General features: G+C 34.1%; 12 protein-coding genes, 1 pseudogene and 1 other annotated feature. All 13 genes and pseudogenes read left to right on the forward strand.

Translation table 11 applies throughout. The annotated features are described in order from the left end of the window. Positions 1-132: 132 nt before the first annotated feature. The 13 genes and pseudogenes from AT689_RS04905 (at position 133) to AT689_RS12970 (ending at position 14,090) form a co-directional block, all read left to right on the forward strand. Positions 133-825 carry a sugar transferase gene (locus AT689_RS04905; protein WP_000922199.1) on the forward strand — a complete coding sequence of 231 codons (693 nt, stop codon included), beginning with the start codon at positions 133-135 and terminating at the stop codon, positions 823-825. 42 nt (positions 826-867) lie between these two features. Further along, positions 868-2,094 carry a DegT/DnrJ/EryC1/StrS family aminotransferase gene (locus AT689_RS04910; RefSeq protein ID WP_001134481.1) on the forward strand — a complete coding sequence of 409 codons (1,227 nt, stop codon included), beginning with the start codon at positions 868-870 and terminating at the stop codon, positions 2,092-2,094. Positions 2,095-3,223: 1,129 nt separating this feature from the next. Beyond that, complete coding sequence (gene pfbA, locus AT689_RS04925) at positions 3,224-5,383, forward strand: multi-ligand-binding adhesin PfbA (protein WP_078368591.1); 2,160 nt, start codon at positions 3,224-3,226, stop codon at positions 5,381-5,383. After that, positions 5,367-5,663 (forward strand): hypothetical protein, encoded by a 297-nt coding sequence (locus AT689_RS04930; RefSeq protein WP_000239024.1) that lies wholly within the window; start codon positions 5,367-5,369, stop codon positions 5,661-5,663. Before pfbA ends, AT689_RS04930 begins: the two co-directional genes overlap by 17 nt. 235 nt (positions 5,664-5,898) lie before the next feature. After that, positions 5,899-6,213: pseudogene (locus AT689_RS11620) on the forward strand (GDP-mannose 4,6-dehydratase); the annotation flags it as partial. 163 nt (positions 6,214-6,376) lie between these two features. Then, positions 6,377-7,036 carry a DUF1868 domain-containing protein gene (locus AT689_RS04935; RefSeq protein WP_000793805.1) on the forward strand — a complete coding sequence of 220 codons (660 nt, stop codon included), beginning with the start codon at positions 6,377-6,379 and terminating at the stop codon, positions 7,034-7,036. A 24-nt stretch (positions 7,037-7,060) separates the two neighbouring features. Beyond that, the gene (locus tag AT689_RS04940) at positions 7,061-8,128 is read left to right on the forward strand and encodes an extracellular solute-binding protein (RefSeq protein ID WP_000738361.1); all 1,068 of its coding nucleotides are present in this window, start codon (positions 7,061-7,063) and stop codon (positions 8,126-8,128) included. Between the two features lie 103 nt (positions 8,129-8,231). Continuing rightward, the gene (locus tag AT689_RS04945; RefSeq protein ID WP_000589142.1) at positions 8,232-9,242 is read left to right on the forward strand and encodes an ABC transporter ATP-binding protein; all 1,011 of its coding nucleotides are present in this window, start codon (positions 8,232-8,234) and stop codon (positions 9,240-9,242) included. A gap of 11 nt (positions 9,243-9,253) precedes the next feature. Further along, positions 9,254-10,945, forward strand: a complete 1,692-nt coding sequence (locus tag AT689_RS04950; protein ID WP_001216185.1) for an ABC transporter permease — start codon at positions 9,254-9,256, stop codon at positions 10,943-10,945. Between the two features lie 2 nt (positions 10,946-10,947). After that, complete coding sequence (locus tag AT689_RS04955; protein WP_000127552.1) at positions 10,948-11,658, forward strand: MgtC/SapB family protein; 711 nt, start codon at positions 10,948-10,950, stop codon at positions 11,656-11,658. A gap of 95 nt (positions 11,659-11,753) precedes the next feature. Then, complete coding sequence (locus AT689_RS04960; protein WP_000656285.1) at positions 11,754-12,122, forward strand: hypothetical protein; 369 nt, start codon at positions 11,754-11,756, stop codon at positions 12,120-12,122. Between the two features lie 107 nt (positions 12,123-12,229). Beyond that, entirely contained in the window at positions 12,230-13,231 is a 1,002-nt protein-coding gene (locus tag AT689_RS04965; RefSeq protein ID WP_000789949.1) for a LacI family DNA-binding transcriptional regulator, read from the forward strand. A gap of 211 nt (positions 13,232-13,442) precedes the next feature. Next, positions 13,443-13,672, forward strand: a binding site (T-box leader). Positions 13,673-13,901: 229 nt separating this feature from the next. Then, complete coding sequence (locus tag AT689_RS12970) at positions 13,902-14,090, forward strand: hypothetical protein (protein ID WP_033684682.1); 189 nt, start codon at positions 13,902-13,904, stop codon at positions 14,088-14,090. The last annotated feature ends 22 nt before the right edge of the window (positions 14,091-14,112 follow it).

Here is a 14,112-nt window from a genome sequence, read left to right on the forward strand (position 1 = left end):
AGCTGTACTTTGATTTTCATTGAGTACTAGAAGGAAATCCTTCAAATTACAGATTTTTTTCACCGCCTTTTCCATTTTGTGGTATAATGAAAAGTGTTGACAAATAGTATAATAAAAACAAAGGAGAACAGCATGCTGAAATGGGAAGACTTGCCTGTGGAAATGAAATCAAGCGAGGTTGAGTCTTACTACCAGCTTGTCTCTAAAAGGAAGGGTTCGCTGATTTTCAAGCGTTGCTTGGACTGGGTTTTGGCCTTGGTCTTACTGGTTCTGACCTCTCCCATCTTTCTCATCTTGAGCATTTGGATCAAGTTGGATAGCAAGGGGCCAGTGATTTACAAGCAAGAGCGTGTGACCCAGTACAACCGTCGGTTCAAGATTTGGAAGTTCCGTACCATGGTGACGGATGCGGATAAAAAAGGAAATCTGGTGACTTCTGCTAACGATAGCCGTATTACCAAGGTTGGAAATTTCATCCGACGTGTCCGTTTGGACGAACTGCCTCAGTTGGTCAATGTCCTTAAAGGTGAGATGTCCTTTGTCGGTACACGACCTGAAGTGCCACGTTATACAGAGCAGTATAGCACTGAAATGATGGCAACCTTGCTCTTGCAAGCAGGAATTACCTCTCCAGCCAGCATCAACTACAAGGATGAGGACACCATCATCAGTCAAATGACAGAGAAAGGTCTGTCAGTTGATCAGGCCTATGTGGAGCATGTTCTTCCTGAAAAGATGCGCTATAACCTCGCCTATCTCCGAGAGTTTAGTTTCTTTGGGGACATCAAAATCATGTTTCAAACCGTGTTTAAGGTACTAAAATAAAGTAGTCATAAGAGAATGAGTACAGATAAAAGGAGCAAATCAATGCCAAATTACAATATTCCATTTTCACCGCCTGATATCACAGAAGCAGAAATTGCTGAAGTAGCGGATACCCTGCGTTCTGGTTGGATCACAACAGGTCCTAAAACAAAAGAACTGGAGCGCCGCTTGTCTCTTTACACACAGACACCTAAGACTGTTTGTCTCAACTCTGCGACAGCCGCTCTGGAGTTGATTTTACGCGTTTTTGAAGTGGGACCTGGTGATGAAGTCATCGTTCCAGCCATAACCTATACGGCTTCATGTAGTGTCATTACGCACGTGGGAGCAACCCCTGTCATGGTGGATATCCAAGCAGATACGTTTGAGATGGACTATGACCTGCTTGAGCAAGCTATCACTGAGAAAACTAAGGTGATTATCCCAGTAGAGCTCGCAGGGATTGTTTGCGATTATGACCGTTTGTTCCAAGTCGTGGAGAAAAAACGTGACTTCTTTACCGCTTCAAGCAAGTGGCAAAAGGCCTTTAACCGTATTGTCATTGTCTCTGATAGTGCCCACGCTTTGGGATCTACTTATAAAGGACAACCTTCTGGTTCTATCGCTGACTTTACTTCCTTCTCATTCCATGCCGTTAAGAACTTTACAACGGCAGAAGGTGGAAGTGCGACTTGGAAAGCCAATCCAGTGATTGATGACGAAGAGATGTACAAGGAATTCCAAATCCTTTCCCTTCACGGGCAAACTAAGGATGCTCTTGCCAAGATGCAACTGGGGTCATGGGAATACGATATCGTTACACCAGCCTATAAGTGCAACATGACCGATATCATGGCTTCACTTGGTTTGGTACAATTGGACCGCTATCCAAGTTTGTTGCAACGCCGTAAGGATATTGTGGACCGCTATGATAGTGGTTTTGCAGGTTCTCGCATCCATCCTTTGGCACACAAGACTGAAACTGTCGAATCTTCACGCCACCTCTACATCACCCGTGTAGAAGGAGCAAGCCTAGAAGAACGCAACCTCATCATCCAAGAATTGGCTAAAGCAGGAATTGCAAGTAATGTTCACTACAAACCGCTTCCTCTCTTGACAGCCTATAAGAATCTTGGATTTGATATGACGAACTATCCTAAGGCCTATGCCTTCTTTGAGAATGAAATTACCCTCCCTCTTCATACTAAATTAAGCGATGAAGAAGTAGACTATATCATTGAGACTTTCAAAACAGTTTCTGAAAAAGTGCTAACTTTATCAAAAAAATGACAAACTACAGTCAAGCGAAAGTGATCCTGTCCCTAAAAAGTCTAATTGAGTGTAAAAACTGTTGTTTTCAATTGATAATAGTTTACACCTGTAGTTGAGGCCTCTCTCTCCTCAGAGAGAGAATTTTTATAGGATTTTCCTTTCTTGTGGGAGTCCCGTGGTTTGAAATAAGATGTGAGCAATTTGGTGTAGCATTTAGAATCCTTACTAGACATCATTTAGAAAATCTAGTGTCTTGTTCTAGTTTTTAATTCACCCTATTTTTTGAAAGACGTGAGTTTCCATGAGTGAGATTGTGGAAACTCGCGTCTTTTTTTGTTTTCAGAATATTGTTCAAAGTTTTGTGCCTGTCTTTCATGTTCTAGTCATTCTTTTGCATGATAGAATTTATAGCATATTGATATTATAATAATACAAATATTCTATATGTTTAGTGATGCTTGCTATACATCATTAGATCTCCCGCGAGACAATCTATAAAACACTTGTCTACGATTACCTATATGCCCTATTCCAGTATTTTAGAAGCACTGCATCTATTTTTATCGAGGTTAAATCTAGCTTTTATAGAAGGTCTATTTAAGAAATATATTGTAGTGTTTTAGTTTCAATCCGCCATATGAGCGATATTCATGTAAATATCCCTGGCGAATGCTTGTATGACAAGATATTTGTTCTTTCATTTATAATTTACAACATATCAACAAATTTAAATATAGTAAATGGGATATTTTATATTCAAGCTAAGAAAGATAGCATCACTTTTGAATGGAAGGCTAAAGAGCAAACTAGGAAGTTGGCCATAGATAGCTCAAAACCCTGCTTTGAGGTTGTAGATATAATAAAATGAAATAAGAATAGGACAAATCGATCGGGACAGTCAAATCGATTTCTAACAATGTTTTAGAAGTAGAGGTGTACTATTATAGTTTCAGTCTACTATAGAACTGACCAAGTCAGTAACCTAGACTTAGGGCAAGGCGGCACTGACCTAGTTTGAAGAGATTTCCGAAGAGTATAAATTTTAATATTTTCTTGTGTTATTCCTTGACAATTCAATTTGGAAAATATATGATAAAGATAATGACAGCGGTGTCATTCTATCTATTTTAAGAAAAGTAATAATCAATTGTTAAAAATAGTAAAAAAATTGGAGGTTCTGATGAAATATTTTGTTCCTAATGAGGTATTCAGTATTCGTAAATTAAAGGTGGGGACTTGCTCGGTACTATTGGCAATTTCAATTTTGGGAAGCCAAGGTATTTTATCGGATGAAGTTGTTACTAGTTCTTCACCGATGGCTACAAAAGAGTCTTCTAATGCAATTACTAATGATTTAGATAATTCACCAACTGTTAATCAGAATCGTTCTGCTGAAATGATTGCCTCTAATTCAACCACTAATGGTTTAGATAATTCGTTAAGTGTTAATAGTATCAGCTCTAATGGTACTATTCGTTCCAATTCACAATTAGACAACAGAACAGTTGAATCTACAGTAACATCTACTAATGAAAATAAGAGTTATAAGGAAGATGTTATAAGTGACAGAATTATCAAAAAAGAATTTGAAGATACTGCTTTAAGTGTAAAAGATTATGGTGCGGTAGGTGATGGGATTCATGATGATCGACAAGCAATTCAAGATGCAATAGATGCTGCAGCTCAAGGGCTAGGTGGAGGAAATGTATATTTTCCTGAAGGAACTTATTTAGTAAAAGAAATTATTTTTTTAAAAAGTCATACACACTTAGAATTGAATGAGAAAGCTACAATTCTAAATGGTATAAATATTAAGAATCACCCTTCCATTGTTTTTATGACAGGTTTATTTACGGATGATGGTGCGCAAGTAGAATGGGGCCCAACAGAAGATATTAGTTATTCTGGTGGTACGATTGATATGAACGGTGCTTTGAATGAAGAAGGAACTAAAGCAAAAAATCTACCACTTATAAATTCTTCAGGTGCATTTGCTATTGGGAATTCAAATAACGTAACTATAAAAAATGTAACATTCAAGGATAGTTATCAAGGGCATGCTATTCAAATTGCAGGTTCGAAAAATGTATTAGTTGATAATTCTCGTTTTCTTGGGCAAGCCTTACCCAAAACGATGAAGGATGGGCAAATCATAAGTAAGGAGAGCATTCAGATTGAACCATTAACTAGAAAAGGTTTTCCTTATGCCTTGAATGATGATGGGAAAAAATCTGAAAATGTGACTATTCAAAATTCCTATTTTGGCAAAAGTGATAAATCTGGGGAATTAGTAACAGCAATTGGCACACACTATCAAACATTGTCGACACAGAACCCCTCTAATATTAAAATTTTAAATAATCATTTTGATAACATGATGTATGCAGGTGTACGTTTTACAGGATTCACTGATGTATTAATCAAAGGAAATCGCTTTGATAAGAAAGTTAAAGGAGAGAGTGTACATTATCGAGAAAGCGGAGCAGCTTTAGTAAATGCTTATAGCTATAAAAACACTAAAGACCTATTAGATTTAAATAAACAGGTGGTTATCGCCGAAAATATATTTAATATTGCCGATCCTAAAACAAAAGTGATACGAGTTGCAAAAGATAGTGCAGAATATTTAGGAAAAGTATCAGATATTACTGTAACAAAAAATGTAATTAATAATAATTCTAAGGAAACAGAACAACCAAATATTGAATTATTACGAGTTAGTGATAATTTAGTAGTCTCAGAGAATAGTATATTCGGTGGTAAAGAAGGAATTGTTATTGAGGATTCAAAGGGTAAAATAACCGTTTTAAATAACCAATTTTATAATTTATCCAGTAAGTATATATCATTCATCAAATCTAATGCAAATGGGAAAGAACCTGTTATACGTGATAGCGATGGTAATTTCAATATTGTAACGGAGAATGGGCTTTACAAAATTGTAACAAATAATTTAAGTGATAAAAACGAAAAAGAAAAAAACAAAGAGGAAAAACAATCTAATTCAAATAATGTAATTGATAGTAACCAGAAGAACGGAGAGTTTAACTCAAGTAAAGATAATAGACAAATGAATGACAAGATCGACAATAAACAAGATAATAAGACAGAAGAAGTAAACTATAAAATAGTTGGAGATGGCAGAGAAACTGAAAATCATATTAATAAATCTAAAGAAATAGTAGATGTAAAACAAAAATTACCAAAGACTGGTTCGAACAAGATTATGGAACTATTCTTAACAGTGACAGGAATTGGTTTACTTTTGACACTAAAAGGGTTGAAGTATTATGGTAAAGATAAATAAAATTTGTTCGATACAAGGAAGTTCCGTAGAAAATGAGGATATTGTAGGTTCACAAAATCAGTATTTTTGGATTATTGGTGGAGCTACAGATTTATATAATTCTAAAGAGGAGATAGGTTATTCAGTCTCAGAAGTTGTACATATTTTATCAGAAAGTTTGTCGGTTAATTGTAAAGAATCAAAAACTCTTAAACAAATATTTGAAACTGCTTTACTCGAGGTTAAAGATGAAATCGGTTTAAACTCATATGAATTAACAGAGTATAGTAAAATGAAATAATAATAGGACAAATCAATCAGGACAGTCAAATCGATTTCTAACAATGTTTTAGAAGTAGAGGTGTACTATTCTAGTTTCAATATACTATATTATCGCTTACCAATATTTGCTAAACTTTCAGAAAAAAAGTTGGAGTATATGATGCTAGGTGACTGCGTCATGTTAGTAAACGAAATGGAAATAACTGATCATAGAGTAGATAACTTATTTGAAAAAGGGAAAAATGAGATAAAAGATTCAAGTAGTAGATTTAGCAATAGGACATATAAAAGCTTTAGAAAAAGTATCTGAAAAAACAGATGTTTATATCTATAACCTAGGCTCGGGAGAAGGCACTAGTGTATTACAACTTGTAAATACATTTGAAAGTGTTAATAAGATCCCTATTCCTTATAAAATAGTTCCAAGACGTTCAGGAGACGTTGCAACTTATTATGCAAATGCAGACAAAGCATATAAGGAATTAAATTGGAGGACAACAAAATCGATTGAAGACATGTGTAGAGATACATGGAATTGGCAATCAAAAAATCCCAATGGCTATAATTGATGATACTGTCTATATGAGTGCTGTATTTTGGAAAAATTACTTAACCTTTTAATGAAAGATAAATTAAAAAAAATGTTTGACAGCGCTTGACAAAGGAAACGGTTTCATTGTATAATGTAAACACAATGACACCGATGTCAAATATAAAAAAGAAGGTCTTTATATGAAAAACTTAACAAAAATTAAGTTCAAAGAAAATGGGGAATTTAATCATTTCCCTGGGAATACAGTTGTAGCAAATCTTTATACTAAACAAGATTTGATGGAAGTTGTTGATATTATTCAATCACGTTATAGAGAATTACCATTTATCGATAAGTTTACTTTAACTCCAAGGAATTCTATTCACATGACTGTAATTGAATTGTTGTGCCATGAAAATCGTGAAACGGAGTTTTGGAGCAGTAATCTTCCTCTAGATACACCTTTACAGGAAATACATGATTACTTTGCTAAACAACTTGAAATTTTTCCATTGTTGGATGAAGAAATTCATATGTGTATAACTGAAATGGGAAAACAAAACATACTAGTTGAACCTGCAGATGAAGCTTCTGCAAAGAGATTAGAAGAAATTCGTACTTATGTCTCAGAAAAAGCAGGTGTTTGTTTCCCTAATCATGATAGATATCAATTCCATATTTCAATTGGGTATCTTCGGATTCCTCTAACCGAAGAGGAGGAAGAAGAGTTTACTAAAGTCAGAGCAAAATTAACTGAAATTTTATTAGAGAAGATTCCAACTATTACTGTAAACCGTATTGACTATACTGTATTTGAAGATATGAGACAATTTGTTCCATATCACGAAAAATTTAAATAAAATAATAAAAAAGGAGAACTTATCATGAAAAAAATGAAAGTTTGGTCTACTGTACTTGCAACGGGAGTTGCTCTTACTACACTTGCTGCTTGCTCTGGAGGTTCAAATTCTACGACTGCTTCTTCATCTGAAGAAAAAGCTGATAAAAGTCAAGAATTAGTAATCTATTCGAACTCAGTCTCAAATGGTCGTGGTGATTGGTTAACTGCTAAAGCAAAAGAAGCTGGTTTTAATATAAAAATGGTTGATATTGCTGGCGCTCAATTAGCAGACCGTGTTATTGCTGAGAAGAATAATGCAGTTGCAGATATGGTATTTGGAATTGGTGCTGTTGACTCAAATAAAATTAGAGATCAAAAATTACTAGTACAGTACAAGCCTAAATGGTTAGATAAAATTGATCAATCTTTATCAGATAAAGATAATTATTATAACCCAGTTATTGTTCAACCCTTGGTATTGATTGGAGCTCCTGATGCAAAAGAAATGCCAAAAGACTGGACAGAGTTAGCTAGTAAATATAAGGGACAATATTCCATTTATGGCTTAACTGGTGGGACTGGACGCGCCATTTACGCAAGTATTCTAGTTCGTTATCTTGATGAAAAAGGTGATTTAGGAGTATCGGAAAAGGGCTGGGAAGTTGCAAAAGAATACTTTGCAAATGCCTATACACTACAAAAAGGTGAAAGCACAGTTGTTAAAGTATTAGACAAAGAAAACGCTATCCAATACGGTATGATGTGGGGTTCTGGAGCGTTAGTCGGACAAAAAGAACAAAATGTTGAATTCAAAGTTATGACTCCTGAGATTGGTGTACCATTTGTAACTGAACAAACTATGGTTTTAAGCACTAGTAAAAAACAAGCGTTAGCTAAAGAATTTATTGATTGGTTTGGTCAATCAGAAATTCAAGTAGAATATAGCAAAAAATTTGGATCTATTCCTGCAAATAAAGATGCCCTAAAAGAGTTACCTGAAGATACGAAAAAATTTGTTGATCAAGTGAAACCACAAAATATTGACTGGGAAGCTGTTGGAAAGCATTTGGATGAATGGGTAGAAAAAGCTGAATTAGAATACGTAAAATAAGAAATAAGAGTTATTTTTTATGTCCAAGTCTCTCTATTATTTCTAAATTTAAGGAAGAAATAAAGAGAGGCTTTTGGTTTTAGTAATAGAGGGAGTTAGTGAGATGATTAAATTTGATAATATTCAAATTAAATATGGTGATTTTGTTGCAATTGATAATCTGAATTTAGATATACATGAAGGGGAATTCTTTACATTTCTTGGGCCTTCAGGATGTGGTAAATCAACTACTTTGAGAGCATTGGTAGGTTTTTTAGATCCATCATCAGGAAGTATTGAAGTTAATGGAACAGATGTCACTCATTTGGAACCTGAAAAGCGTGGAATTGGTATTGTATTTCAATCTTATGCGCTATTTCCAACTATGACTGTTTTTGATAATATTGCATTTGGTTTAAAAGTTAAGAAGGTAGCTCCAGATGTTATTAAAGCTAAAGTATCAGCAGTGGCAGCAAAAATTAAGATCTCTGATCAACAGTTACAGCGTAATGTATCAGAATTATCTGGGGGTCAACAACAAAGGGTAGCATTGGCTCGTGCTCTGGTTCTTGAACCTAAAATTCTTTGTCTAGATGAACCATTGTCAAACCTTGACGCAAAATTACGTGTAGATTTGAGAAAAGAGTTGAAAAGACTTCAAAAAGAGTTAGGTATTACTACTTTATATGTTACTCATGATCAAGAGGAAGCCTTGACTTTATCTGATAGAATTGCAGTCTTTAACAATGGATACATCGAACAGGTCGGTACACCAGTGGAGATTTATCATAATTCTCAAACTGAATTTGTATGTGATTTTATTGGAGATATTAATGTTTTGACCGATGAAACAGTCCACGAAGTATTATTGAAAAATACAAGCGTTTTCTTAGAGGATAAAAAAGGATACATTCGATTAGAGAAAGTTCGATTCAATCGTGAAACTGAACAAGATTTCATTCTAAAAGGGACAATTATTGATGTTGAGTTTTCTGGAGTTACAATTCACTATACAATAAAAGTTTCTGAAAGTCAGATTCTTAATGTAACAAGTATTGATAGTCAGGCTGCTATTAGATCTGTCGGAGAAAGTGTGGAATTATTTATCACACCATCAGACGTTCTGCAATTTTAAGGAGGTGCAGTATGCGTCATAAATTAAATTTAAAAGATTGGCTTATTCGTTTAGGGTTAATCTGGTTCTTAGTAACATTTATTATTTATCCAAACTTTGATCTAGTAGTGAATGTATTTGTAAAAGGAGGAGAATTTTCCCTTGATGCTGTACATCGTGTTCTAAAATCTCAGAGGGCACTTCAGAGTATTATGAACAGTTTTAAGTTAGCATTTTCACTTATTATTACAGTTAATGTCGTAGGTATTCTTTGTGTTCTATTTACAGAGTACTTTGATATTAAAGGTGCTAAAATTTTAAAATTAGGTTATATGACCTCTTTAATTTATGGAGGAGTGGTTTTAGCGACTGGATATAAATTTGTCTATGGTCCTTATGGATTGATTACAAAATTTTTACAAAATGTTATCCCTTCTTTAGACTCTAACTGGTTTATTGGGTATGGTGCAGTCTTATTCATTATGACATTTTCAGGAACTGCTAATCATACATTGTTTTTAACAAATACAATTCGAAGCGTTGACTATCACACTATTGAGGCTGCTCGAAATATGGGAGCAAAACCATTTACTGTTTTCCGAAAAGTAGTGTTACCAACCTTAATTCCAACTCTATTTGCACTTACTATTATGGTTTTTCTTAGTGGTTTATCTGCAGTAGCAGCACCCATGATTGTTGGTGGTAAAGAATTTCAAACTATAAATCCAATGATTATTACATTTGCAGGGATGGGGAATTCTCGTGATTTAGCTGCCTTACTTGCAATTATTTTAGGTATTGCAACTACAATTTTGCTTACTATCATGAATAAGATAGAAAAAGGTGGAAATTATATTTCTATCTCTAAGACTAAAGCGCCTCTTAAAAAACAAAAAATTGCGTCTAAGCCTTGGAATATCATTGCTCACATTGTAGCATATGGATTGTTCACAGTTTTCATGCTTCCACTAATTTTTATAGTATTATACTCATTTACAGATCCAGTTGCAATTCAAACAGGTAACTTAACATTATCAAACTTTACTTTAGAAAATTATCGCTTATTCTTTAGTAATAGTGCGGCATTCTCTCCATTCTTGGTCAGCTTTATTTATTCTATTATTGCTGCGACAACAGCAACAATTCTCGCAGTTGTATTTGCTCGTGTTGTCAGAAAACATAAATCTCGTTTTGATTTCTTATTTGAATATGGTGCTCTACTTCCTTGGTTACTACCAAGTACACTTTTAGCAGTAAGTTTATTATTTACTTTTAATCAGCCACAATTTCTTGTCTTGAATCAGATTTTGGTAGGTAGTTTGGTAATTCTACTTATTGCATATATAGTTGTAAAAATCCCATTTTCTTATAGAATGGTACGTGCTATTTTATTTAGTGTTGATGATGAGATGGAAGATGCAGCAAGAAGTATGGGTGCTTCACCTTTTTATACTATGATGAAGGTTATCATTCCATTTATTTTACCGGTTGTTCTCTCTGTTATTGCTTTAAACTTTAACTCTTTATTAACTGACTTCGACTTATCTGTATTCCTTTACCATCCCCTAGCTCAACCATTAGGTATTACGATTCGATCTGCAGGTGATGAAACAGCAACATCTAATGCACAAGCTCTGGTATTTGTTTATACAATTGTTCTGATGATTATTTCTGGAACGGTATTATACTTCACACAAAGACCGGGGCGTAAAGTAAGGAAATAATCATGACAGCCACTAGTCTTGGGTTATCAAATATTGAAATAGTTGTCAGGATTGTTTTATCAGTAGTCATTGGTAGTATAATTGGTTTAGAGAGAGGGAGCAAATCCCAGCCTGCAGGCATCCGAACTTATAGTATTGTTTGTCTAGCTGCATGTTTGATTATGATGACGAATGAATACGTATCTTATAAATTTGGGACAGGAGATCCTACACGATTAGGAGCTCAAGTTATATCAGGTGTGGGTTTTCTAGGCGCTGGAACGATTCTTATTACAGATAAAAAGAAAATTACAGGTCTGACAACTGCAGCAGGCATTTGGGCTTCGGCAGGAATTGGATTAGCTATTGGAGTAGGTTTTTATGAGGGAGCTCTTTTAGTAGCTATTTCTGTTTGGGGTGTGATATCCATGTTCCAACCACTAAAAAAATATCTGCAAAATCGTTCTAAAATGATTGAATTGTATATAGTGGTTAAATCTACAGAAGCCTATAATCGTGTATTGGTTTATTGTGCAGAAAATGGTATCAGAATGACCGATTCAAGAACAGCGTTTGGAGATGTTAATTCTGACAGAATTGAATACTTTGATGTTCCGGACAAAAAAATAGCGTCATTTATTACTCTGGAATTATCAGGTAGATTTGAACATCTTCGACTGATGGAAGAAATTGCTAATATTGTAGGTGTTATTTATGTCGAAGAAATTAGCTGAAATTTAGTAAACAAAGGGACAGATGTTTTTGTCCTTTTGTTTTTTAGATGTTTTAATCATCTAATTTTTGAGTAGATTTTTGCTCAGAGGTTTTTATGAAAGATTATAAAATCAATTTTGATTTAGGTAAAATAGAATATTTTGATAATAATTGTTTGATACAAGTATACAAATTTATTTCTTTTTATGATATTTGTGAAATGGTGTTTGCCTTTCATTTACCTCCTGATGAGTTGATAACAAATGTTATCTTTAAAGAAAAAATTAACTCTATGTTAAAATGTTACATTGACAGGCTATTATATGTTTTTATAAATCCTACACATTTTACTGAAAAAGTTAATCTACAATTTCATGGCAGTTTTTTCTCATATGAATTTATTTGTCGTGAAGTTGGAAACATTCTTAAAAATAAAGGTGTGAAATGCAATTTAAACTTTTTTGAAGGGAAAGAATATTTGTAAAATTAATTTTGTGAATTTGTGGATCTTAAATAATTTACTAAATTCTCTTGTTAAAAAAAATTAAATATTGTATAGTAATATTAGAATGTTCGTAATGGAGGACTGAAATGAAAAATATAAATGGGAAAAAGGTAACTATTTATGATATTGCACGTTTATCAGGTTTTTCTCCAAAAACAGTTTCACGAGTTATTAATGGCGGAGTAAATGTTAAAGAAGAAACTTATCAAGCGATTCAAAAAGTTATAGAGGAATTGTCGTATATTCCAAATGCGTATGCAAAAAATTTAACTAAAAAAGAAGCTATAAATATATTGATTTCTGTAAAAAAAATCGACTCTTTTCCTTTAATTTGGTTTCATACGCTGTTAGATAAAGTGTTACGGACGTGTAAAGAATTTGGTGTTAATGCTATAGTTGAGTACTTTGGAGAGGAGGATACAATTAGTAATTCAATTATATCAAGCACAGGTAGCCTAGTAGATGGTGTTATTGTTTTTTATGAAAGTGTAGATGATATCAGAATTCAGTATTTAAAGAAGAACCATATGCCTTTTCTTGTTTTCGGTGAATCTCAAACGTCTGGAGTAGTCTATGTATCTAATAATAATTTTCAAGCTACTTATGATATGATGAAAGCTGTAACTGAAGAAAAATTTAAAAATATGTGGTTGCTTATGGGAGGAGAATCCCATGTTAATAAGGATCGTGAAAGAGGTGTGCGTTCTTTTCTGAATGATAAAAATTACTTTATGGATTTAAAAGTCATTTATGGCTTATCTACAATTGATTCAGTTTATTCTTATGCAATGCAGCACTTGACTACCCAAAATTATCCGGACATTATTTTTGTTTCAGGAGATGAAAAGGTTCAGGGCTTGATTCGTGCGTGCTATGAGAAAGGAATTCTTATTCCAGATGATATTTCTATCATTGGATTTGATAATATTCCTATTTCTCAGTATTATACTCCAGCTTTGTCTACAATTGCTCCCAATTATGTTAAATTGGCTAAAGAAATGATAGAAGGTGTTTTAGCAATTATTAAAGGGGAAAGTGTCACATCTGTTGAAGTTTCTCCTAAATTTGTTAGGAGACAGAGTTTCTAGTATTGTTTAATTCTTGAAAATCCTAGTGGAAAAGATGGAGTGTTCTAAAATAAGTTCTGTTTAGCCTCCATTCAGTTTCTATTGAGTTGGATCCAATTTCTAACAAGTGGGACATGTTCATGTTCGATCTAAGGAAGACATGGTCACATTCGAATGATATTTTCAAAAAAATCGTAAAAAAGTCTTGACAAAGAAAAAACAAAGTATTAAAATAAGTTCAATAAATCAGAAAAGTAACTATTTTTGATCTTCAGGGAGCCTGTGGTGGTTGTGAATAGGTGGTTGGAAGTAGTGAAAGTGGGCTGATTTTGAAAATGAATTTGAAACAATGAAAATTCGGTGCGCACACCTTACAGTGCAGCTTGTTGTTAAACAAGGCAGAGATGTAAAGGGATAGTCCCTTTATAATTGAGGTGGCACCGCGTTACCAACGCCCTCACACGGAAGTATATTCTGTGTGTGGGCTTTTTTCTATCCGTCGTTTGGTTTATCTTTTATTAGGGCCTTAAGTCGCTTTGATGAACTTGAGTTCTATCTACAGCTCCTTGCCTACTACTAAAAGCAAACAAAAAGGCTGGACTAATACGAAAAAAGCTAGTAATACTCAATGAAAATCAAAGAGTAAACTAGGAAACTAGCCGCAGGTTGCTCAAAACACTGTTTTGAGGTTGTGGATAGAACTGACGAAGTCAGCTCAAAATACTGTTTTGAGGTTGTGGATAGAACTGACGAAGTCAGCTCAAAACACTGTTTTGAGGTTGCAGATAGAACTGACGAAGTCAGTAACCATACCTACGGCAAGGCGACGTTGACGCGGTTTGAAGAGTTTTTCGAAGAGTATAAAGGTGTACCGAGATGAACATCTCTTCATCAATGTCTCT

It is taken from the genome of Streptococcus pneumoniae (assembly GCF_001457635.1).
GTDB classification, from domain to species: Bacteria; Bacillota; Bacilli; order Lactobacillales; family Streptococcaceae; genus Streptococcus; species Streptococcus pneumoniae.

Coding starts and splice junctions, on each gene's coding strand:
- AT689_RS04965 (WP_000789949.1), top strand. CDS start 12,230: ATGAAAAATATAAATGGGAAAAAGGTAACTATTTATGATATTGCACGT.
- AT689_RS04960 (WP_000656285.1), top strand. CDS start 11,754: ATGAAAGATTATAAAATCAATTTTGATTTAGGTAAAATAGAATATTTT.
- AT689_RS04910 (WP_001134481.1), top strand. CDS start 868: ATGCCAAATTACAATATTCCATTTTCACCGCCTGATATCACAGAAGCA.
- AT689_RS04940 (WP_000738361.1), top strand. CDS start 7,061: ATGAAAAAAATGAAAGTTTGGTCTACTGTACTTGCAACGGGAGTTGCT.
- AT689_RS04935 (WP_000793805.1), top strand. CDS start 6,377: ATGAAAAACTTAACAAAAATTAAGTTCAAAGAAAATGGGGAATTTAAT.
- AT689_RS04955 (WP_000127552.1), top strand. CDS start 10,948: ATGACAGCCACTAGTCTTGGGTTATCAAATATTGAAATAGTTGTCAGG.
- AT689_RS04905 (WP_000922199.1), top strand. CDS start 133: ATGCTGAAATGGGAAGACTTGCCTGTGGAAATGAAATCAAGCGAGGTT.
- AT689_RS04930 (WP_000239024.1), top strand. CDS start 5,367: ATGGTAAAGATAAATAAAATTTGTTCGATACAAGGAAGTTCCGTAGAA.
- AT689_RS04950 (WP_001216185.1), top strand. CDS start 9,254: ATGCGTCATAAATTAAATTTAAAAGATTGGCTTATTCGTTTAGGGTTA.
- AT689_RS04945 (WP_000589142.1), top strand. CDS start 8,232: ATGATTAAATTTGATAATATTCAAATTAAATATGGTGATTTTGTTGCA.